At 44.1% G+C, this 19,657-nt stretch carries 23 protein-coding genes and 1 pseudogene; 7 read left to right on the top strand and 17 right to left on the bottom strand.

Annotated features, from left to right (window positions below; translation table 11 throughout):
• The first annotated feature begins 248 nt into the window (after window positions 1-248).
• Window positions 249-797, top strand: a complete 549-nt coding sequence (locus Q1B04_RS18165; RefSeq protein ID WP_299761665.1) for a hypothetical protein — start codon at window positions 249-251, stop codon at window positions 795-797.
• A gap of 65 nt (window positions 798-862) precedes the next feature.
• On the opposite strand, the gene Q1B04_RS18160 is transcribed toward Q1B04_RS18165, so the two are convergent.
• Entirely contained in the window at window positions 863-1,249 is a 387-nt protein-coding gene (locus Q1B04_RS18160) for a spore germination protein GerW family protein (RefSeq protein WP_299761662.1), read from the bottom strand.
• Window positions 1,250-1,511: 262 nt separating this feature from the next.
• On the bottom strand, window positions 1,512-2,222 hold the full coding sequence (locus Q1B04_RS18155; protein WP_299761659.1) for a tRNA pseudouridine synthase A: 711 nt from the start codon (window positions 2,220-2,222) through the stop codon (window positions 1,512-1,514).
• A gap of 386 nt (window positions 2,223-2,608) precedes the next feature.
• Between Q1B04_RS18155 and Q1B04_RS18150 the strand changes: the two genes are divergently transcribed.
• Window positions 2,609-4,357: an ABC transporter ATP-binding protein gene (locus tag Q1B04_RS18150; protein WP_299761656.1), complete on the top strand. Its 1,749-nt coding sequence runs from the start codon at window positions 2,609-2,611 to the stop codon at window positions 4,355-4,357.
• A 16-nt stretch (window positions 4,358-4,373) separates the two neighbouring features.
• Here Q1B04_RS18150 and Q1B04_RS18145 read toward each other — a convergent pair whose 3' ends face one another.
• The 7 genes and pseudogenes from Q1B04_RS18145 to Q1B04_RS18120 all read right to left on the bottom strand — a co-directional run bounded on the left by Q1B04_RS18145 (window position 4,374) and on the right by Q1B04_RS18120 (window position 8,258).
• Window positions 4,374-4,778, bottom strand: coding sequence for a hypothetical protein (locus tag Q1B04_RS18145; protein WP_299761653.1), 405 nt, complete (start codon window positions 4,776-4,778; stop codon window positions 4,374-4,376).
• Between the two features lie 192 nt (window positions 4,779-4,970).
• Window positions 4,971-5,450, bottom strand: a complete 480-nt coding sequence (locus Q1B04_RS18140) for a hypothetical protein (RefSeq protein WP_299761650.1) — start codon at window positions 5,448-5,450, stop codon at window positions 4,971-4,973.
• Between the two features lie 307 nt (window positions 5,451-5,757).
• Window positions 5,758-6,543, bottom strand: coding sequence for a hypothetical protein (locus Q1B04_RS18135; protein WP_299761647.1), 786 nt, complete (start codon window positions 6,541-6,543; stop codon window positions 5,758-5,760).
• A 241-nt stretch (window positions 6,544-6,784) separates the two neighbouring features.
• Window positions 6,785-6,994, bottom strand: a pseudogene (locus Q1B04_RS20070) (pentapeptide repeat-containing protein); the annotation flags it as partial.
• The gene (locus Q1B04_RS18130; RefSeq protein WP_299761644.1) at window positions 6,988-7,515 is read right to left on the bottom strand and encodes a pentapeptide repeat-containing protein; all 528 of its coding nucleotides are present in this window, start codon (window positions 7,513-7,515) and stop codon (window positions 6,988-6,990) included. The gene Q1B04_RS18130 and the pseudogene Q1B04_RS20070, both read right to left, overlap by 7 nt.
• Before the next feature lie 9 nt (window positions 7,516-7,524).
• Complete coding sequence (locus tag Q1B04_RS18125) at window positions 7,525-7,683, bottom strand: hypothetical protein (protein WP_299761641.1); 159 nt, start codon at window positions 7,681-7,683, stop codon at window positions 7,525-7,527.
• Window positions 7,684-7,994: 311 nt separating this feature from the next.
• Window positions 7,995-8,258 carry a hypothetical protein gene (locus tag Q1B04_RS18120; protein WP_299761638.1) on the bottom strand — a complete coding sequence of 88 codons (264 nt, stop codon included), beginning with the start codon at window positions 8,256-8,258 and terminating at the stop codon, window positions 7,995-7,997.
• A 417-nt stretch (window positions 8,259-8,675) separates the two neighbouring features.
• Between Q1B04_RS18120 and Q1B04_RS18115 the strand changes: the two genes are divergently transcribed.
• The gene (locus Q1B04_RS18115; RefSeq protein ID WP_299761635.1) at window positions 8,676-9,116 is read left to right on the top strand and encodes a hypothetical protein; all 441 of its coding nucleotides are present in this window, start codon (window positions 8,676-8,678) and stop codon (window positions 9,114-9,116) included.
• Between the two features lie 159 nt (window positions 9,117-9,275).
• Here Q1B04_RS18115 and Q1B04_RS18110 read toward each other — a convergent pair whose 3' ends face one another.
• Window positions 9,276-9,758 (bottom strand): cupin domain-containing protein, encoded by a 483-nt coding sequence (locus Q1B04_RS18110; RefSeq protein ID WP_299761632.1) that lies wholly within the window; start codon window positions 9,756-9,758, stop codon window positions 9,276-9,278.
• Between the two features lie 298 nt (window positions 9,759-10,056).
• On the opposite strand from Q1B04_RS18110, the gene Q1B04_RS18105 reads away from it, so the two are divergent.
• Entirely contained in the window at window positions 10,057-10,407 is a 351-nt protein-coding gene (locus tag Q1B04_RS18105; RefSeq protein WP_299761627.1) for a DUF3140 domain-containing protein, read from the top strand.
• A 173-nt stretch (window positions 10,408-10,580) separates the two neighbouring features.
• Here the strand turns inward: Q1B04_RS18105 and Q1B04_RS18100 are convergent, their stop codons facing one another.
• Entirely contained in the window at window positions 10,581-11,198 is a 618-nt protein-coding gene (locus tag Q1B04_RS18100) for a cytochrome c (protein WP_299761624.1), read from the bottom strand.
• A 632-nt stretch (window positions 11,199-11,830) separates the two neighbouring features.
• Between Q1B04_RS18100 and Q1B04_RS18095 the strand changes: the two genes are divergently transcribed.
• Together Q1B04_RS18095 and Q1B04_RS18090 are read left to right on the top strand one after the other, a co-directional pair.
• Window positions 11,831-12,328 carry a nuclear transport factor 2 family protein gene (locus tag Q1B04_RS18095; RefSeq protein WP_299761621.1) on the top strand — a complete coding sequence of 166 codons (498 nt, stop codon included), beginning with the start codon at window positions 11,831-11,833 and terminating at the stop codon, window positions 12,326-12,328.
• 6 nt (window positions 12,329-12,334) lie between these two features.
• Entirely contained in the window at window positions 12,335-12,520 is a 186-nt protein-coding gene (locus Q1B04_RS18090) for a DUF559 domain-containing protein (protein ID WP_366524736.1), read from the top strand.
• Window positions 12,521-12,955: 435 nt separating this feature from the next.
• On the opposite strand, the gene Q1B04_RS18085 is transcribed toward Q1B04_RS18090, so the two are convergent.
• From Q1B04_RS18085 to Q1B04_RS18070, 4 genes are all read right to left on the bottom strand, one after another.
• The gene (locus Q1B04_RS18085) at window positions 12,956-13,156 is read right to left on the bottom strand and encodes a helix-turn-helix transcriptional regulator (RefSeq protein WP_299761618.1); all 201 of its coding nucleotides are present in this window, start codon (window positions 13,154-13,156) and stop codon (window positions 12,956-12,958) included.
• Window positions 13,153-13,560 (bottom strand): hypothetical protein, encoded by a 408-nt coding sequence (locus tag Q1B04_RS18080; RefSeq protein WP_299761615.1) that lies wholly within the window; start codon window positions 13,558-13,560, stop codon window positions 13,153-13,155. Before Q1B04_RS18080 ends, Q1B04_RS18085 begins: the two co-directional genes overlap by 4 nt.
• 259 nt (window positions 13,561-13,819) lie before the next feature.
• Window positions 13,820-14,587, bottom strand: a complete 768-nt coding sequence (locus tag Q1B04_RS18075) for a DoxX family membrane protein (RefSeq protein WP_299761612.1) — start codon at window positions 14,585-14,587, stop codon at window positions 13,820-13,822.
• Between the two features lie 150 nt (window positions 14,588-14,737).
• The gene (locus tag Q1B04_RS18070) at window positions 14,738-15,763 is read right to left on the bottom strand and encodes a pentapeptide repeat-containing protein (RefSeq protein ID WP_299761609.1); all 1,026 of its coding nucleotides are present in this window, start codon (window positions 15,761-15,763) and stop codon (window positions 14,738-14,740) included.
• Between the two features lie 294 nt (window positions 15,764-16,057).
• Here Q1B04_RS18070 and Q1B04_RS18065 point away from each other — a divergent pair, with 294 nt between their 5' ends.
• On the top strand, window positions 16,058-16,429 hold the full coding sequence (locus Q1B04_RS18065; protein ID WP_299761606.1) for a hypothetical protein: 372 nt from the start codon (window positions 16,058-16,060) through the stop codon (window positions 16,427-16,429).
• Between the two features lie 59 nt (window positions 16,430-16,488).
• Here Q1B04_RS18065 and Q1B04_RS18060 read toward each other — a convergent pair whose 3' ends face one another.
• Window positions 16,489-16,665 carry a hypothetical protein gene (locus tag Q1B04_RS18060; protein ID WP_299761603.1) on the bottom strand — a complete coding sequence of 59 codons (177 nt, stop codon included), beginning with the start codon at window positions 16,663-16,665 and terminating at the stop codon, window positions 16,489-16,491.
• Between the two features lie 186 nt (window positions 16,666-16,851).
• On the bottom strand, window positions 16,852-19,650 hold the full coding sequence (locus tag Q1B04_RS18055; RefSeq protein ID WP_299761600.1) for an NB-ARC domain-containing protein: 2,799 nt from the start codon (window positions 19,648-19,650) through the stop codon (window positions 16,852-16,854).
• Between the last annotated feature and the right edge of the window lie 7 nt (window positions 19,651-19,657).

Here is a 19,657-nt window from a genome sequence, read left to right as displayed (position 1 = left end):
CACTTTCTATATTGTTGTAGCGGCACAGCTTTGCAGACAGATAAGTATAAAAATGCATATTAAATGCAGGCCAGTGTAAACCATGGCTATACTTACCAAGTATAATGTTTTTTGTATACGTATACCTTTCAACGCCTGTGCGCGCGGACTTACAATGAATTTTAGCTAATAATCAGAAGGTATAAAAAACAGCAGATGGAGTATGCAAACCGATGTGGGGCAAGAGAACTGACAGGCATATTGTGAAAATGAGATGGACATTACTACTGCTGCTGCTGTTGTGCTCCTGCGCTACCCAACGCCAGGCAGAAAAGTTTTTTGAGGAGAACCCGGATAAGCTGGCTGAGTTTGTAGCTGAACATGACACTTATACTCTAAAGCAGGGTAAGGCTTACGCCGCAAAATATTTTTCGCCTAAATATTACCCGCCAGGTATAACGCAGCAATCAAAGGTGAACCCTGAACGCTTGCTGACAAACCCCATGCTGGTGCCCTGGAGCCACACCTCACACGCAGGAGGAGCTAAAAGCTGCCCGGAATGCACTACCACTTACATCACCAAAACGCTCTATCTAAAGGACACGGTGCAACTGGACTCGCTACACCGGGAGCTTGCCACCGAACGCCTTTCAAAAAGCGCCATAAGGCAAAAGCTAGCGGAGACAGAAGTGGAGCGCGATTACTGGCAGGAGATGAACCGGAAGAAGTTCTGGACACTGGTGGCTATGGCTGTTTTTGCCTTCCTGTACATCCTTTTCAAAATGCTTGCATCGCGGGTAAAGACAACAGAAAAGTAAGTGTTTGGCTGAGGTTAAAGATATCTACAACAACAGGCAAACCTTAGCGCGTTGCAGCAAGATGACTACTTCTTTTTTTTCTTCTTCTTCTTTTTAAAGTTCAGCGCACTAAAAACGGTTTTTACAGTGAGAAAGGTAAACAGACCGCTGATAGCTACTATTTTCACGGCTGCTTGCGGGTCGCGGAGGCTGCGGAAACGGGTTTCTCCTTGTTTCATTTCGATGTAGCCGACAGGAGTTAGCATCACTCCACCGCCTCCTCCAGCGCCTTCTTCGCCGGACTTTTTACCGCTGCCGCCTCCAAAGCCATAACTTGCCTTGGATACAGGTATAATCGTTACGCCATCACGCTCTACAGGCGCACCATAAATGCGGGAAGCGTTGGCAGCCCCACCCAGGTTTTCAGCTATTCGCTCCACAAAAGATTTCGATTCTGAGGTATTATGCTCCATGTTCTGATAATTTATACTTTGTAAGTTGCTGAAGGTCAATATACGGTTAAATAGGGTTGCTGGCTGCTGCCTTTAGCTTTGAGTAAAGTATAATTTAGCCAGCGACCTGTTTTATAAAGCCATATACTTTTATGCGACCCAACATATGGTTCAGTTAGATACAGCAATGGCATTATCTAACTGAATCTCAAATTAAAAAATAATTACTTGAAATACAGGCTAAATGCCTGCTGCAAATATTCCCTGATTTTTACTTTCATGATTAAATAGGCTGCCAGCTATCAGAAGTATGAAGCTGTGCGGCGGCAGAAAAAGAGCTGCGCGGTGCCAGGTTTAGATAAGGGTAATCAACCTTAGAAAGATAAAGCCCCTGCGGGTGAGCTGGCGCAAAGTGCTTGGGTGTTTTTTCAGTGGCCAGGTAACTTTCAAACTCATCTATACTTAACGTGCCAGCGCCTATCCGGAGCAATTGCCCGACAATAATGCGGATCATCCTGCTGAGGTACCTGTTCGCCGAAATCTGGAAGCGCAGCCTGTCGCCGTTTGCATCGGTAAGCCAATGGGCGGCGGTAACATGGCAGATCGTGCTGTTTTGCTCGGCCGGTGCAATGCATAAAGAGCGGTAGTCGCTGTAAAGCGGGAGTAGGGCCGTGGCGGTTTTTATCTTGTCGAGGTGCAGGTTCCGGAGCAGGTACAAAGCACTTATCTGGCTCAGGAAAGGATCTTTGTACGTATGGATAAAATAGTCGTAGCTTCTCTTTACGGCATCAAACCGGGCGTGCGCCAGCTCCTGCATCGGAATGATATCAAACACGGCAATGTCTGGCGGCAATACCTTGTTTAGCCGGAACAGCATGTCAAACTCCCACGGCTGGTTTACATCCAGGTGAAAAAAGAACTGGCTGGCATGCACCTGCGCATCCGTGCGGCCGCACCCCACAATGGCGACGGGTGTTTTTAAAATCTTTTGCAAGCTTTCTTCTATTACCTGCTGCACGCCCAACCCATACGGGTGCCGCTGCCAACCGCTGTAACTGCCCCCATTGTAACCAATATGAAAAAAGTAGCGCACCGTACAAATATAAATGTAGAGGATTAAACTACAAGATAGCAACCGCACGCATCATAATGATCTTTATTTATAAAGTATAAAAACATTACAGGCGCTTTACGCTTTAACAACAGGCGCAGGTCTGCAGAAGAGTAGTAAAGCGGCTTATAAAAGAAACTCCATAAACAGTGGCAAAGCAGGTTTATACTGTAACAACCTGCTCATGCTAAACCAATCCTGCCTGAAGCTGCGGCTTCTGAAAGGCTCAAAAAACACCTACCTTTACCGCTGCACTGCTACCACACAATATGTCTAAATCAAAAAAACTCCACAACGTAACTGTTGCCCAGGTTTTTAAAACCATTATCTGGCCCCGTAAAAAGTACCTTACCGTTGGCCTGGCCTTGATTACCATCAGCCGCCTGGCAGGCTTGGTGTTGCCGGGTGCCAGTAAGTTTCTAGTTGATGATGTGATTCCGAACAACGACCTGAGTATGCTGAAATGGCTGATTATAGCTGTGGCGGCAGCCATCGTCATTCAGGCTGTTACCTCCTTTGCCCTGACGCAGATCCTGAGCGTAGAGGCCCAGCACTTGATCTCGCAACTGCGGGCCAAGGTGCAGCGACACATCATCCAGCTTCCTGTCCGGTTCTTTGATAATACTAAAACCGGTGAGCTTGTTTCCAGGATCATGACGGATGTGGAAGGGGTTCGGAACCTGGTAGGCACAGGGTTTGCCCAAATGATAGGCGGTGTGCTGACGTCGCTCATCTGCCTGGTGCTGCTGATTGTTATCAGTCCGCTTATGACGCTATACGTGCTGTTTCCGGTGGCTATTTTCGGGGTTATCTCCTTAAAAGCTTTCGGGAAAATACGCCCGATTTTCAGGGAGCGCGGCGTGATTAACGCAGAAGTAACAGGCCGCCTGACAGAGACCTTAGGAGGCGTTCGGGTAATCAAAGGATTTAATGCGGAGGAGCAGGAGATTAAAACGTTTGAAGATGGCGTAACGCGGCTGTTCCTGAACGTGAAAAAGAGCCTGGTGACAACCAGCTTTGTAACGAGTGCGGCTACTTTGCTGCTGGGCCTTGCTTCGGCGGGCATTATGGCAATTGGCGGCTACCAGATTATGAGCGGCGCCCTAACTTTTGGCGATTTCCTGGCCTTTACTTTATACCTGGGCTTTATGATTGCGCCTATCTTGCAGATGAGCAACATCGGGAGCCAGTTTACAGAAGCCTTTGCCGGCCTCGACCGCACACAGGAAATTCTGAACACGCCACTAGAAGATGCCAACGGGCACAGAAACCTGCAGCTAGACCACATCCACGGCAATATTACATTCGATAATGTTGCGTTTGCCTATGAAGCCGGAAAAGAAGTAGTGAAAGGTATCAGCTTTAATGCCCCGGCCGGTTCCGTTACAGCGTTAGTGGGTACGTCCGGCTCAGGGAAAACCACTATTGCCGGGCTGGCGGCGTCTTTTCTGAACCCGGAGAGCGGCACTATCACCGTAGACGGGCACGACCTGCAGACAATCAGCTTGAAAAGCTACAGAAGCCGTTTAGGCGTGGTGCTGCAGGACGATTTTCTGTTTGAAGGCACAATAAAGCAAAACATACTTTTCCCAAGACCAAATGCCACGGAGGCGCAGCTGCAGCAGGCCGTAGAAGCGGCTTATGTGCAGGAGTTTACAAACCGTTTTGAAGATGGCCTGGATACCCTGATCGGGGAGCGTGGCGTAAAACTATCGGGAGGGCAGCGGCAGCGTATTGCCATTGCCAGAGCCGTGCTGGCAGACCCGCGCATCCTGATTCTGGACGAAGCTACCTCCAATCTGGATACCGAGAGCGAAAGCCTGATACAGGAAAGTTTGAAAAACCTGATGAAGGGCCGCACCACGTTTGTTATTGCCCACCGCCTCAGCACCATCCGGCAGGCCGATCAGATTCTGGTGATTGAGCAGGGCCGCATAGCTGAGCAAGGCAGGCACGACGAACTCCTCGAAAAGCAGGGAAGGTATTACCAACTTTATACGTATCAGGCCAGAATTTAATGTACAGCCATACTTTCTAAAAGGCATCCTGCACCCATAGTTTACGGGCAACACCAACGCCAACCCGGTTTCCCTGGCCGCCGCCTCTTAGCAGTATAGATACGTTTTGCCCCTGGCGCAGCTCGCTAACACTTATTGCACGACCCTCCGGCCCGATAAGCTGCGCGGTAGGCAAGACCAGCACATAGGCTCTGTCGTAGCGGGTATTAAGCTGGCCTGGCGTTCCTTCCACTTCAAGCACCACTTGCCCTTCGTTGTACCGGCTGGCAAAAATGCTCCCTCTTATATCCACCCTTTCAGGCGGCAGGTTTCTGTTAACCGCTGTGTTGGCTGGTGCATTACCTGTTTGGCAGCCAGTTAGACAGAAGAAGGAAATTAAGAATAATGAGACCAGTGCTTTTTGTATGTGCTTTGCTTTCATTGATATAGGTTTTATACTTTTTCTATATCGGTACGAAGGTTAAACCATACTGGATGAATGAACTGCAGGGAAGCCAGCATGTAGGGCTGTACAAAGTATGGCTACTGCATAATTTATACTTGGCACTTAGCATAAAAAAAGCACGGACTATAAGCCCGCGCTCTCTAAACATATTACAGGTAAATGCTAAGGTTATTTTCTCCGAACAAACTTCCAGGTATAAACGCCAAGCTTAGAAGTTGTTTTTTCCTCGTCCGGCACTTCCTCCGGAAAACCAGCCCAAGCTCTTTCTTCTACCCAAACCATTGCGGAGTCAGATAAAGAAGTAACCTTATAGTTAGTTGTCTCGGCGTCTTGTTTTAGTTGGATGTAGGTAGAGTCGTTTTTATCCGGGAAGCTGTAGTTCCAAACATCTTTTTCTGAGCTGCCTGGCAACGTAACTGTCATGCGCTGGCCATTAAACTGGAAATATGCCTGGCGTGCAACAGAGTCAGCAAACATAACAGTGTCTGTGTCTGAATAATACACTCTTTTTACAGAAGTATTGGTCCAGTCGCCTCTCATGTCAGCATCAATCTGGGACACCGCCGGAATAACCGCTTCGCTCTCGTCATCGTTGCAGGCAGTGAAAAGAAGGGAAAAGCACAAAGGGATTAATATTAGCTTTTTCATTAAAATACAATTAAAGTAAATAAAGGGATTAAGTTTGTAGAGGTTTATCCTTAGGCGTGCTGTTTATGATGGTTTCTGATTCACTTTTGCGCTCACCTAATACGCGGCGCAGCAGGTAGGGTTTGTTAGAAATTTAACAAAACAGTAAAGTTGCTGCTTAACTCCATGAGAGAGAGTGGGTAATGCGGCAAACTCAATGTTAAGCTAATGTTTAGCCGAAATACTGCGTTTCAGGTGCGGGAAAGCAGTACGAGCTGCAAGTATAAATCAGATGCAAAAATCTTTGTGCTGATCTCTTGTTCCAGAATCAGTTATCACCTGTTTTGAGCTGCTCCATGCTGGCTTGGTTAATTTTTATGATGCCTCGCTTGGGTCGGTCAAGATCTAAGATGATGAAGACGACCAGGCAAATTAAAAGGCTCAAAAGCGCAAAAGGCAGAAAAGTACGTTTGCGGCCCAAGCCGCTGGCATACCCGATCAGGGCTCCCGACATTATGAACACCACAAACAGCAGAAATATAATTACTTCCGGTACATGCAGCGCCAGCAGCGCGTTCCGCTCGCTTTGCGCATCTATCATGTCGTTTAAGGAGGTGATGAAAAATCCGGTGGTAACGGGGCGGGGATCCAGGTGGGCTGCCTTAACGGCCTCTACCCAAATGTCGCTTTGCAGGGCTTTAGTTTCGTTAGAAAGCGCTTCTTGTTCTGTTACCATAGCATAAGACGTGTTGCTGACCGCCAGCCTTAGGTTAATGTATTGCTGCAGCAGGTTCTGCGTTACCGAATCGTAAGGGGCGGGGAGCAGGTGCGTGCGCATGAGTGTTGTGCCAATAGCGTTTGCCTCCTTTATTACTGCTTCGCTGCGGCTGTTGTAGCGCTGCAGGGCCATGTTGAAAGTAAAACCAAGTATAAGCGCCAACAAACCCAACGTACCAGCCTGTATGGTGTTGGTTTGCGCTTTTACGTCCTGGTCTGTTTTGCGCTGGTAGTGCTTGCCAACCTGATAGCCCGCTTCTCCGGCTGCCAGTATCAGCACAAATAACACTGCCACAATCAGGATGCTGTTATAATCGTACATAATTTCTGTTGCCATGCCATTTATACTTCTCCTTTTACAAAACCGGTCAGCCGCAGGCACCTTTTAAGCAGCTAAGCGCTATACGTTTCTATCGATATAAAAAGGTATGACACTGTAGCGTAAAGTATACTTTAGATGCTTGCTAACATAAATAAAAGTACATCATGGGCATGCCAGCTGGCCCATAATGTGGTAAATCAGGTGTTGTTTGTATTGTCAGATGGGCAAACAGGCGTGGCTAGGTAAACTCATACTTTCATTGCAGCACAAGGCCGGTGGTATCAGCATCTTTAAAGGAAGAGTCGCTCAAGAAGCGTACGTTCCTGAGGTCTGCGCCCCGTAGGCTGGCATTTTTCAAGTTGATGCCTCTCAGGTTTGCGCCGCGTAAATTGGCATTTTCTAAAACAGCATCTTCTAAGTTAGCGTTTATCAGAATGGCATTTTGAAGATTTGCACCGCTTAGGCTGCCCCACTTAAGTCTGCGCCTACTAAAACAGCATAAGTCAACCTGGCATTTGTAATATCGGCATCATACAACTGCACACCTCTCACATCAGCTAAAGATAAGTCAGCACCTTGGAGTATGGACGAGTTTAAATCAGCGCTATCTAGCTTAGCAAAAAGGAAAATAGCGCCAGATAAATCAGCGAATCGGAAAATGGCGTCGCTCAATTTGGCCTCGCTTAAGTCTGCTGCTTTCAGGCTGGCACCATTTACAAAAGCACGGCTTAAATTGGTAAATGTAAGATTGGCGCTGTCTAGTTTGGCATGCCTTAACCTGGCGCCCGCTAAATGGGAGTTGTTTAGTTTTATGGCTGTTAAGTCGGCGCTGTCTAAAATGGCTTCGTCCAGTTCTGCGTTCATCAGGTTTGTATGGCGCAGGTTGGCTTTAGAGAGTTTCGCCTTAGACAGGTCAGTGCCATACAGGTTAGCCTTTTGCAGGTCAATTCCTTCAAAAAAACCGTATTCGCCGTTTAAACCCCGCAAGTCAACGCCCTACTGATGCAGAAATAGCAAAGCCTCCATGCGTCCGCCCCCTCTCTCAAAAAGTATAGACCAGTTCTCACGAATGTCGGCGCGTTTGAGGGCAGGGGCTTCTACAAACCAACCAATAATTGCTACCAGAATGGCTAGCTTGCCAAAGTACTTCAGCACCTCAAAAACAGCCAGGTGGCTAAACTAGTAAGATAGCCAGCTTAATGCCCATTCTATCCAGAGGAGAGGAGCTGCTAATTTAAAGCGAGTGACCGGTTTAGTGGGCTTTGTGATTTCCTGTTTACTCATGCAAATTAAGCCAGCTGTAGTACTTAATTTATACTTTGTTGCATAAGCACGGTTTCAGTTGAAGCGATTTCATATGAGACGTCGGTTAAAATTTACACATGCAGGGCAGCCGGTAGAGTTAAAAAAACAAATCCCCTGAAACAGCAGCTTCAGGGGATTTGTAATTAAAATAACGGAAATGCTTATTTGCCGGTAGGAGTGCCGCCGCCCTGACCCCCCTGGCCGCTGCCACTGTCTGAGCCTGTTCGGGTATCGGTATTCTTATTTTCGGCCCCTTGCCCGTGCTGTTGAGAAGCGGTAGGCTTTGTGCCATGTTTGCCACTGTCTACACCACCCTGTATGTTAGCCTTGTTAGAATAATCCTTCGGGTTTGGCTGCTCGTTTGCGTTACTGGCCAGGTTTCTTTTGGTTGGTTCTGTTTTATCCTTTTTATCGTTAGTTGCCATAGCTTTATACTTATTATTGTACATGAGTTTGGCCTACAGCTCTTGTAGGTCTCTTATTAACTTACGACCACACGAGCGGTAGGTTTTTGCATGGCAATACTCATGTACAGGGTAGTTTTATTCGATAATGTGCCGGTTCCTGATCTAGATGAATAGCTGACAGTTTTGCTTCAGCCCCGAAATGTATAAAGTAAAAGTTTTAAAAGTATAGCTACCTATATAAGTATAGTTACCAGATAAAATTGACAGAAGCAGTTCCAGCAAAATAGTAATGTAAGTAAATCAACAGCAGCCCGACTAACTTTATAGTATAGCCGTTTCACACTGATCATTAGTTGTTAAACTTATTTATAAGTACTTATATGTTAGTGTGCTAACGGGGTATCGTATACAGTAGCAAAACCAAACATCCTGACGATGGCGCAGAATATTTCAACTACCGACCAAGGCCGGAGCATAGGGCAGATGATCTTATATGGTTTACTGCTGGAGCTGGTGCTGATATTGGTGCAGTTTATTTATGTGGAGCTTTTCGTAGCTACAAGTCCTGCCGAGGTAGTGGCTTTTACGGAGCAGTACATGCGGCAGACCGGTTTTATTATTTTCCAGGTAATCGGCTTTTTTGTGTATGTGCTGGCAACCTACCTGCTGCTACAGCGGCTGCTGCACAATAAAATAGGTAAAATAATTGCATTTTTAGTGGCCGGAGCACTCTTGGAGCTAGCCTTTTACCTATTTATGCAAGCCTCCTATAGCGGTGCGTTTTTATATTCCATTCTGGATAAATTGGTAGCCGCAGCATTTGGTGCACTAATCTATTACTTCAAAGACCGTGGCCACAAAGCAAAAGCTAATTGATGCCGTAATTTGCGAATATTTAGAATAAACCCGATCTTTTACTAATCCGCATTTGTAGTGTTATCCCCAACACAACATACTGCAGTAACTTCGCTAGTTGGTTAAATGGCAAGTATAACTTATCGTCAGCTGTTATAGATCAAGAAAGGCTATAAGTATTTACTCAGTCGTCTGACCATCAAATGGCACTTCAGCTTCTGCTTTTGTAGCATTTACCAAACCGTCTTTATGAGTAGGGGCGGCATAAAGACTGTAAAGCTTTAAGTCTTGTGTAGCATCTGTGTTAATAATGTTATGGTTGGCTCCTGCTGGCACAAATATTATGTCGCCGTCACCAACTATATACTCTTTGCCATTTATGATGCTTTTGCCGCTGCCGCTTTCAAACCGAAAAAACTGATCGTTATCCTGGTGTATCTCCATGCCGATTTCCTCATTGGGTTTTAAGCTCATCAGCACCAATTGCATGTGTTCTCCGGTATAAAGCACTCTTCTGTAATCTTCGTTTGCTAGTGTGGCCTCTTCAATATTCAGGGTATAACCAATCTTGTTCAATCCATCTGCTTGTGTATCAGGTGGCGATGCTTCTGCTCGTGTAACTGTGTTGGTGTTTTCAGCTGTGTTAGTGTTACAGGCTATCAAAAAGAGTATCAGTATAAAGGCCACTGAATTTCTTGATTTCAAATTTTTCATCATTCATCTTTTAAGAGTTTTATAATTATTGCGCATGCCTCTGTTTTGTGAAGGTGTTTTATGTAATTTTATATACTGCTAAAAGGAATTGCAGTGTTGGTATACTCTATACTTTTATACGAAATATTAAATTTTATTATAGGTAAGTTTGTAGTTAATCAGCCAAAAAACAAATAAATACCTTGCTGCCCGAACAACTATGCTGCTGGTAAGTATAAATTTCTGAACCGATAACTGAGAAAATAACATGGCACATACAGATTTTGACAAGGAAGAGCGCGAACAGATTTACCAAGACTTTAAAGAGGCGGTTAACATGACTCCTTCTGAACTGGAGGAATGGCTAAAAACAGATGAGTCTAAAGAAGTAGGTTACAAGGAGGAGGATGCTGATGAATCAGTGGGGCACGAATCGGGCAGGAAAATCATCAAGATCCTCCACACAAAGAAAGCAGATCTGACTGATGCAGACTATGCACACATGCGCAAAGTAGTTGGTTACGTGCACCGGCACACAGCCCAACGGCCTTCTGGCAACATAGAGGATACCCCATGGCGCTACTCTTTAAAAAACTGGGGACATGAGCCTAAACAGTAGTACCAGTATCAGCTGAGAAATATGTATAAACTCTCCTCAAATCAATTAGAAATTCCCCTACTCGGAGGGGCAGGTTTTTTATACTTAAAATGGCCAGTTCAGAGAAGCTACTGGACAGGAATAAACGCATAGCTACGTAATTATACTTCCTGACCAGCTTAAAGTATACATTTCTATTTACTCTCTGATGCTAAAACTGGGGGTTTAGCCGCTGGCACCACATTGTTTATCGGCTTCAGAGACTTCAGGTAGGCAAATATAGCTCTTGTTTCCTTATCGGTCATGTTAGCGTACATTTCCCAGGGCATGGGGGGCAGCAACATACGCGCTCCTTCAACGCCTCTATGCTTTCCGTGCCGAATGGCTGTAATAAAGTTTTTCTCGGTCCAGTTGCCGATTCCCGACGGGTGGGGCGTTAAATTGGAGGCATAAGAAATGCCCCAAGGTCCTACCCAGGAGGTGAGCGTTTGTGTTACAGCCAGTCCTTTCTGCTCAATTTCTTTTCGATCAATGTCAGGGTCTGGCATGTTGCTGGGGTGCCCCGACAAAGCCCGTGATTTATCCAGCACAGGGCCCTCCGCCGTCATTTTCTTGGGTGTGTGACAGTCGTGGCAACCCATAATAAGCACCAGGTGCTCGCCCTGCTTTATCTGCTCAGTGTTTTGCTGAAAGACCATTTCTGAGGCAGCAGTCTGCGTTGCCTGGCTGCCGCTGCGGAACAGACTATCCGACGACAGAACTACGGCTGTTAAGAAAATAAGCAATGAAGTGGCAAAATAGAAATTTCTCATGATAGTATGGGTTTGTTACTTAAGAGCCTTATTAGGGCTTATTAATACTACACTGCCTGCCCTTGCTGCATGTTTTCACCAGCAAGATTTACAGCATCTGCATTTTGATTGTGGTGAAAAACACTAACAATGGCGGGTGTAGGCCCTGTAACCAAAAGCTCTAAGCAGTTTTTAAGTTAGTGTCATACTATAACTACTGTTGTTTTATAATTATAAATGTTAATTGTTTAATTATTTTGTAAAGACAGGTTAGGGCAATGTAAATGCTACATGTTTGGATATAAATTGAATGTACCCGCTTGATAATGAATTAATTACTGCCTTCTGAAGTATAAGCTTGGTTAACAGTGCGCAGCAATTAGAAGCAATAAAGTACCTGCATCATAAATTGCTACCTACATAGAAAACTAATTGTGGTGGGTTTTTTATAATGTATTGTAATTGAGTTTAATATATGTGGATTGGCGGCAATGCTTCTTTTCTAACCTACCTGGTAGTGTAAGTAAGTGAAATAAAACCTGTAACTTTTTGTATTCGTTATATAAATAATGCTGTAGTAAGTGATCCGGCACCCTTCACTCTGGCCTCACCCCACCTGTTCTAGATTCATAAATCTGTCTAATGTCTATACTATGAAAAAGCTCCTATATCTTACAGTCTTGCCTTTGATGTTAGTGTCGTGCGCCGAAACTGAAGAGCGAGTTATTGAAACTACCACTACCACCGAAACAGCGCCTGTTGCCACTGCCAACATGGATGAGCTCAACAACAAATTTGTATCCGCCTGGAATACCCAAGACTCCACTTACCTGATGTCCATTATGGCGGAAGACGTAGAAATGCTGATGGGGCCAAACAACCTGAGTGGCAAAGAAGAGGTGGTGGCACAATGGCTGCGGCCTAACTTAAATGTGACGCGGGATCTGGAGGCTACCATGATAGCAAAAGGAGAGGGGCCAGACATGGCCTATGCACTGGGCACGTACAGCTTCACCAGAGAAGTACCCAACATGGCAGCAGCGCAACAACGCGGGAACTACAGCTTCGTTTGGGAGCCCCAAGCAGATACAGCCTGGCAACTAGTGTCGATACACATCGAACGTATGCCGGAAGAGCAAACGCAGCAGTAACTAAAGCTGATCATCGAAGGATACGGCTACTCCCACAACTTCAAAACCGAAGAAGACCAGCAACGCGATAAGGATTTGGCTAAGTTTGGCTTCACCACGCTTCGGTTTTCGGATGGTGAGGTAATGAAAGACCTGCCAAATGTGGAGCGGGTGATAGTTGAGTATATTTTTAAGTTTGAGGAGAAGCGATAAGTTTAGTGCGTGTAAATTCCGCAGACAATCGTCATCCCCCTGCCCCCTTCGAAGGGGAACACTCAGCACGAGTAGTATAGATTACTATTTAGACTTTAAATTTACCAGTCCTACAAAGCTTTATATACAATAGCAAAGCCATAGCCAAAAAAGTCTCCCTTGGGGGTAGGGGCAATGCCGTCAACTTAAGAAATAGCTCGGGTTGCCTCCAGTAAAGCAGTCGCCCTTGCTCTGTCTTCTGACCAGCAAGTTGTTGGTGAGAACACGCACAACGGCAAACTTAAACGCTTAAGTTGACGGCATTTAGGGGTAGGGGCCCTCGATAAAAAAGGGGCAGGGGGATGATTTACACCTGCGAACAATGAATACTTTGAGCAATCATAGCTTTACTAAAATCCTGACAGACTAAAAATCAATCCTTAAGAATCTGTAACCCTATACTTCTTCTTCATCCTGAAAAATAGCTTCGATCGGCAGATTAAATAGCCGGGATATTTTAAAAGCCAGGGGTAAACTCGGGTCAAACTTGCCTTTCTCGATGGCATTTACGGTCTGCCTAGAAACGGCCAGCGCATCGGCAAGGTCTGCCTGCGTTAAGTCACGCTCAGCTCTAAGTACCTTCAGTCGATTTTTCATCTGTAGCGGATTTGCCCGATAACAGTAGCGGCCAGGTAGGTAAGCCCTATCAGGATGACCAGGAAAGAGATCTCTGCATCTCCCGAAATAATATTGGTCGTATCAAGCAGCGAATAGCTTAAGCCGCCAACCACGCCTACGCCCAAGGCAATACCCATAGCCTCCAGCTGAATTCTACGCTGCATCTCGTCCATGCTTTTGATATACCGGATGTTTGCCAGGATCATTGCAGCGCCAAAAGCCGCATTTAGTACAATGGCAACTATGGTGAAGGGCATATTCTCCTGCCAGATTAAGTTGGGCCCAAAGGTTGCCAGGGCCATAGAGGCAACCCACGCAAAAGTCCAGATAGCTAGTTGCCAGGTATTACGCCGAAGCTGGGTGTTATAGTTTTGATTTTCCATATGTAAATAACGATTGATATAATGTAAAGTTTTATTTACATAAAGGTATAGTTTGCTTTTCTTAAAGTCAAGTACGCTTTACATATTTTTTTAACTACTTGATCTGGGGATTGGTATTGGTTTTTTTGTATATCCCGCTTAGTTGAAGTTCCTACTTTGAGCTTGAAGGGCCCAGACTTGTTTCAGGAGTGGGTAGGGGATGATCAACCCTGCAGAAAAAGCACAGCTGCAAATTCACGCCAACGGGGGCGACCTACTGTCAGGATAAAGCGGCTGCAGGCTGTGTAGTTTCTCTCTTTCTTTTTGCCCCCAGGATAAGCCTGATAATTAATAAAAGAGCCTCAACCAGTAGGAGCACAGCCAAAAGGGGTTCGGCATAAGGTATTATTCTTCCAAGCGTCAGCACTATCATCGTTACAAACGGCAAAGTCAGCAGCAGCACATCAAGTTTATTCTCTACAACCTTACTGATAATAGTGAAGGCGAAGGTGGCAAAGGCAAGTACAGCAAACACATTTGTAAGCACCAGGTTATAAGAAGCAGCTGCCATCGCGAGGAAGCTAAAGCCCAGGCCCAGCCAACTAAACATATTATGCCCGATCCGATCTATTGATGTCGGCTTGATTTTGAAAGCTGTGTTAGCCTGCAGCAAAAACCTGAATTTGGGGTACTCCATGGCTAACAGCGAAAGGTTTAGCAGCAGCAGTACAGCGTTAATGTATGGTGTGCCCGCCCATTGCTGCGAAACCGTTACAGCAAGTATGGCTATGCACATGGGCACCAACATAACAGCACCAAGCAAACTAAACCGCTGCGAGAGCAGCAGCGCACCACATACCACTTGGCTCACCGCTACCACCTGCGCAAACAGGCCCAGACCATACTCAGCCAGCCGTTCCTCCAGCCATGGCGGCCCGATTATCTGTCCGAAATTGCCGTCGGTAAGTTTGCATATACCGGCAGAGAGAAAAATATAACCTAAAAATATTCGGATCAGGAGCGAGAGAAGGTCTTTGTTCTTGAGCATAGTTTTGTGGTGTTGGATGCGTATGTATTAGTCTTAACAATGGCAAAAAGCTCATTTCCGCCTACACATAAAAAAAAATTAGACCAACACCTGGAAGACTACTGTTAACACAGGATGAATCAGGTGGTTTGAGGGATTTTACTCCTCCCACTACCGCAGCCGTATACCCGTTGTATCCGCATCTACAAAAGCTGAGTCGTTCAGGAAGCGGACGCTGCGCAGATCTGCGCCCCGCAGGCTGGCATTTTTCAGGTTTACGCCACGTAGGTTGGCACCTCTTAGGTCGGCACTATCTAATACAGCGTCTTCTAAGTTAGCGTTTATCAGGATGGTATTTTGTAGGTCGGCACCGCGTAGAACAGCTCCGCTTAAGTCTGCACCTACTAAAATGGCAAATGTGAAGGTAGCGTTTGTCAGGTCGGCATCAAATAGTTTCACTCCCCGCATATCGGCCAGCGACAGGTCGGCGTCTCTTAGCTTTGCCCCTTTCAGGTCGGTGCTGTCTAACTTGGCAAACTGGAAGGAAGCACCGCTCAGGTCTGCTGCGGGAAAATAGGCATGGCTTAACCTGGCTTCATTTAAGTTGGCTCTCCGCAGGCTGGCTCCGTTTACAAACGCACGGCTTAAATTGGTGAAGGTAAGGTCGGCCCTGTCTAGTTTGCTGTTTCGTAGCCAGGCACCCTCTAGGTCTGAGTTAGCTAGTTTTGCAGCTGTAAAATTGGCGCTGTCCAGCACCGCTTTGTTCAGTTCGGAATTGGTAAGGGTGGTATTGCTCAGGTTTGCCTTTGCCAGCTTCGCATTCGACATGTCGGCTCCGTATAAATTTGCCCCTTGCAGGTTAATCCCTTCAAAAAAGCCATATTCCCCGTTCAAACCCCGAAGATCAACGCCTTCCTGGTGCAGGAAAAGTAAAGCCTCCATGCGGCCTCCGCCTTTCTCGTAAAGTATAGCCCAGTTCTCGCGGATAGATATTTGCCTGCGGGCAGGTGCTTCCATAAACCAGCCAATAATAGCAACAAGTATGGCCAGCTTACCCACATACTTCAGCAGCGTAAAAACAGCCAGGTGGCTAAACCAGTAGGAGAGCCAGTTCATTCCCCACTCCATCCACAGAAACGGAGCTTTCAATATAGAGCCAGTAACTGGTCTGGATGGCTTCAGGATCTTTTTACTCATAGGGGAGAAGCAGGCTACTTATAGTATGTATACTTCCTGGCAGGAGTGCAGTTGCGGAAGGAGTTACATTATCCTGATCGGAGTTGGATTGTGCTGTTGCGGGGTAAAATAGGGTAGGATTAGTATAAAAGGCAAGCTTGATTCTGTGTGCTGTTGCGAGCTTGCAGCTCGTGCCGTTACTCGTGCAGAAAGTAAAGTTACCTGGCGGTTTAGGCTATACCCAGATATGGGAGCCAGGAAATTTATAGTTTGCGACACGGCAAACGTATAGGAAACAAAGCACAAAACACAAGTATGAATCTGACAGTAGGTTGTAAAGTAGAGTGGACGGAGTCGGTGTACACGCCTTATACAGAAGGAGAGACATCAGACTTTATCGGGGAAAGGACGATAACCGGCAGGATAACGGCAGAAGGATATGCGAAGAAAACGAACTACCATTTCTTCACGATTCATGTGTATGGAGCGGAAGGGGTAAACGCGCACGAAATAGAAACAAACAGTAAGATCGTCCGGCGGGGTGTAGTGCTTTACCCGAAGTGCAGGATCTTAGCTACCCCAGACAATTACGATGAACTGGTAAAGGAAAAAACGGAGCGGAAGGAAAACAGCAGCCCCGTATGTTACGCCCAGTCAAAAGAACTACGGGAAGGCTTCGAAGATTAGCTTAACAATAACGGTTTGTTTGACATTAAAAAGCCCCTGTTTTAGCAGGGGCTTTATTTTTACTTTATCGGTACAGGTACTAACTCCCGCTCGTAGTATACCAGATCCTTCTGCGAAGGCTGACTTTTTACAGTACAGTAATAGATGCGTTTCAGGTATTGGCGGATGGTTAATATCAGATCTGAATTCACTTTTGCGAACACTTCGGACCCAATGGGGAATTTATTTTCTATCATACTATAAGGTACGCATTTAAAGGGCATAGCAACGGGTTATTCCAGCTTATATTCAATAAGGTGCCTTTGGGTGAGATCAGGTGACTTGCTAGTGCAAGTTTGTAGCTCGTACTGTTACTTGTGCTGTAGGTATAGCTGTGGAAAGAAAAGGCACGAGCTGCAAGCTCGCGCCAATTAAGGATAGGTTTATATTAAAATGATTTCTTGTGCTTTCTCCTTATTTCCTGATTTAAAAGTTTTGAACCTTACTTTTTTAGAAATCAGATTATTATCAACATTATCAACTATTGGGTCAAATTTCTCGGCACCACCTAAAAATGTCTTGCCTTCACTTTCAATAATTACAAAGTTGCGTCTTACAAAAACTTCTTTTATAAAACCGATCTTATAATCCTCATTGTATTTTAAACTTTTATTATGCCTAGACTGGTGATTTGTGTTTTCCAGTTCTTCTAAAAAGTTATTGTACCTATCTAGGTAATATGTCTTTTTTTGGAATACTGCAGAGTATTTATGTTTAAGTGGCAGCAGAAGTTCTAATAAAGAATTATACTCTCCTTTATTAATTTCTAACTGAATATATTCTAAAGTTCCACCCACTATATAATAGTCCTCTTTATTGCTTAATGGGCTTATATAAAGCAATCTTTGGAAATAGGTTAAAGCTTCATTGATTTTGCCTACTTTCTTAAAATAAATACCTGTTCGAAAATAAAATTGGCTTTGTAAGGCTTTAGATGTAGGATCAAATTCGTCTATTTCAATTAACCGCTTACATTGTTCTTCAGCTTCGAATAGTTTAGCTTCTGCTAATGGATAATTTCTATCTTTTAAAAGTAACTCAGTCCAAGACATCAAGTTTTCAGCAAGACTTGATCGATTTATTATCTCGTGTTTTTTAGAGTTTGTTTCTATACCAATACTTAAAGCTTTTTTGTATAGGTTGTCGGCAGTTTCGAAATCTCCTAGTCTGTTTTTTGTTTGAGCTAAAGCATTAAGAACTATATGGTCACTTGGTACTAATATATAAGCTTGTTCATATTTCTGGTGAGCCTCGGTAAATTTGTTTGCCTTTTTATAAATATTACCCCAAAGGAGCCATATTTGGGGATCATTCGGGTTTAGCTCTTTTGCTTTACTCATCAATGAATCTGCTTCAGACAAATGCCCTTCCATAGATTCCATTACAGCCCAGTTTCTATAGATAGTTGAGAATCTAGGGGCAATACTTATAGCACTCTTATAATTTTCAACAGCATCTTCATACCTGTTGGCTTGGTAGTTTTGTGAAGCAGACTGCACTAGAACTGCCGCCACTTTTTCTTCCTCAGTAACCGCACCTAAATTGTTTAAGCTGTATCTGTACTCCCGCTTTGCTTTTTCTGTATCCGTTATAGCATTTTGAGTCTTGGAAATAGTTGATTCAATCTTTTCTTTTAACTCTAACTTTTTATTGAGTTGTTGGCGAATAAAGCCTCTAGTCAAAGGAATTATTGAATACTTTACAGCTATTTCATCTTGCTCATTCTTGAACTGCTCAGGTATAATCAATGAAACAAGAATTAATTCTTCAATTGCGTCTTCAAAGGCATTTTGCTCAATATTTACAACATATTGTAAGACTCCTGCAGTTGGAGAATCATCAAAACAGCTTATTGCATACAATATATGTTTGCAGTTCTGGCTCAAATCAGAAAAGATTTGTTCAAAACAAAACTTTGATATATCGCCTGTTGCATCATTTATAGAATCAATAACTCTATTTATATCCTTTCCTCTTGCCACTAAACCAATAACCCATTTAATAGCTAATGGAAAACAAGAAACCTTCAGAACGTATTTTCTAACTAACTTATCATCCAGCCTTGATAACGGTAGTAGTTGCTTATCTTTTGCTGTCTGCCTAAAAAGGTAAATAGCTTCCTTTTCCTTTAGTGGTGTTAACTCATGTCTTCTTTCAACTTGTCCAAGTCCTTTCCTGCTTGTAATTAGAAACTTTGCGCTATTAGGCGCATCAATAATAAAATTAATTATTCTCTCATCTGTTATTGTTTCAAGGTTATCTACTATAATCAATATGCCTTTAGATATCTCAAAAATAGTATTAACTATGTCCTCTTTTTTTTCAACGCTATCAGCAACATCAAAATTTAATACTTCTATTATTGTATCAAGAAGTTCTTCATAACTTTTGATAGTAGGTTCTATATCTTCAATACCCAAATGGGTTAACTTATTTTCTTTTGCACTCAGCCAAATTATACCATCGAATTTATCGAAATCAGGCTTTTGAGAAAGTTCTTGTACAACTTTGAGTGCAAGCGAAGTTTTACCTACACCACCTGCTCCAGTTATTGTTATAACAGCAAATTTATCTCCGTTCAAATAGGATATAATCTTCTTTATATCCTCTTCTCTACCTACAAAACCACCCTCGTATTCATAATCAGGAATAGGCAAGTTATTTAGAACGTTATTGTTCTCAAGAAAATCAATATTGAAATCAATGGGTACCTCCCTGATGAATTTTTCCGGTGACCTCTCTAAGTCTATAATAAAGTTCCTAAACTCACCATCATTAGAAGAAGCAGAGTTTACCTCTGAAGTAAGCTCGATGAGTTTGTCTAAATCTATGCTAGTAAAAAAACCTTTAACGTGGGCTATCTTACATCGTAAATTATATAAAATAGCCATTTTAGCTACTATTTCTTCTCTTTTGGACTTGGAAAAGTATGAAGAAAAGTTGTTTTTAAAGCAGCAGATTTCGATTAAGTCAGGGAAATCTGTGTTATCTAAAAAGTCTATTGTTGACTCAAAGTATGAAGTTTCGTAATTTCTATCTTTAGCTTTCGAAAGTATCCCTTCTGGTACATTATTAGTATAATTCTCCGCGAGACACTCAAGTTTTGTTGCTATATAAGATCTAAATAAACTTTCAAATCTTGATATAATAGTGTAACCAAGATCCCTTCTATTAAACTTCATGGCATTT

It is taken from the genome of uncultured Pontibacter sp., from assembly GCF_947495565.1.
Classification (GTDB): domain Bacteria; phylum Bacteroidota; class Bacteroidia; order Cytophagales; family Hymenobacteraceae; genus Pontibacter.
The sequence above is the reverse complement of the archived record's forward strand: the minus strand, read 5'-3'. Positions and strand labels throughout refer to the sequence as shown.

What these genes read in the sequence shown, in the direction of transcription:
- Q1B04_RS18165 (WP_299761665.1), top strand. Translation starts at nt 249, where the DNA reads ATGAGATGGACATTACTACTGCTGCTGCTGTTGTGCTCCTGCGCTACC.
- Q1B04_RS18160 (WP_299761662.1), bottom strand. Translation starts at nt 1,249, where the DNA reads ATGGAGCATAATACCTCAGAATCGAAATCTTTTGTGGAGCGAATAGCT.
- Q1B04_RS18150 (WP_299761656.1), top strand. Translation starts at nt 2,609, where the DNA reads ATGTCTAAATCAAAAAAACTCCACAACGTAACTGTTGCCCAGGTTTTT.
- Q1B04_RS18145 (WP_299761653.1), bottom strand. Translation starts at nt 4,778, where the DNA reads ATGAAAGCAAAGCACATACAAAAAGCACTGGTCTCATTATTCTTAATT.
- Q1B04_RS18140 (WP_299761650.1), bottom strand. Translation starts at nt 5,450, where the DNA reads ATGAAAAAGCTAATATTAATCCCTTTGTGCTTTTCCCTTCTTTTCACT.
- Q1B04_RS18135 (WP_299761647.1), bottom strand. Translation starts at nt 6,543, where the DNA reads ATGGCAACAGAAATTATGTACGATTATAACAGCATCCTGATTGTGGCA.
- Q1B04_RS18120 (WP_299761638.1), bottom strand. Translation starts at nt 8,258, where the DNA reads ATGGCAACTAACGATAAAAAGGATAAAACAGAACCAACCAAAAGAAAC.
- Q1B04_RS18115 (WP_299761635.1), top strand. Translation starts at nt 8,676, where the DNA reads ATGGCGCAGAATATTTCAACTACCGACCAAGGCCGGAGCATAGGGCAG.
- Q1B04_RS18105 (WP_299761627.1), top strand. Translation starts at nt 10,057, where the DNA reads ATGGCACATACAGATTTTGACAAGGAAGAGCGCGAACAGATTTACCAA.
- Q1B04_RS18100 (WP_299761624.1), bottom strand. Translation starts at nt 11,198, where the DNA reads ATGAGAAATTTCTATTTTGCCACTTCATTGCTTATTTTCTTAACAGCC.
- Q1B04_RS18095 (WP_299761621.1), top strand. Translation starts at nt 11,831, where the DNA reads ATGAAAAAGCTCCTATATCTTACAGTCTTGCCTTTGATGTTAGTGTCG.
- Q1B04_RS18085 (WP_299761618.1), bottom strand. Translation starts at nt 13,156, where the DNA reads ATGAAAAATCGACTGAAGGTACTTAGAGCTGAGCGTGACTTAACGCAG.
- Q1B04_RS18080 (WP_299761615.1), bottom strand. Translation starts at nt 13,560, where the DNA reads ATGGAAAATCAAAACTATAACACCCAGCTTCGGCGTAATACCTGGCAA.
- Q1B04_RS18075 (WP_299761612.1), bottom strand. Translation starts at nt 14,587, where the DNA reads ATGCTCAAGAACAAAGACCTTCTCTCGCTCCTGATCCGAATATTTTTA.
- Q1B04_RS18070 (WP_299761609.1), bottom strand. Translation starts at nt 15,763, where the DNA reads ATGAGTAAAAAGATCCTGAAGCCATCCAGACCAGTTACTGGCTCTATA.
- Q1B04_RS18065 (WP_299761606.1), top strand. Translation starts at nt 16,058, where the DNA reads ATGAATCTGACAGTAGGTTGTAAAGTAGAGTGGACGGAGTCGGTGTAC.
- Q1B04_RS18060 (WP_299761603.1), bottom strand. Translation starts at nt 16,665, where the DNA reads ATGATAGAAAATAAATTCCCCATTGGGTCCGAAGTGTTCGCAAAAGTG.
- Q1B04_RS18055 (WP_299761600.1), bottom strand. Translation starts at nt 19,650, where the DNA reads ATGAAGTTTAATAGAAGGGATCTTGGTTACACTATTATATCAAGATTT.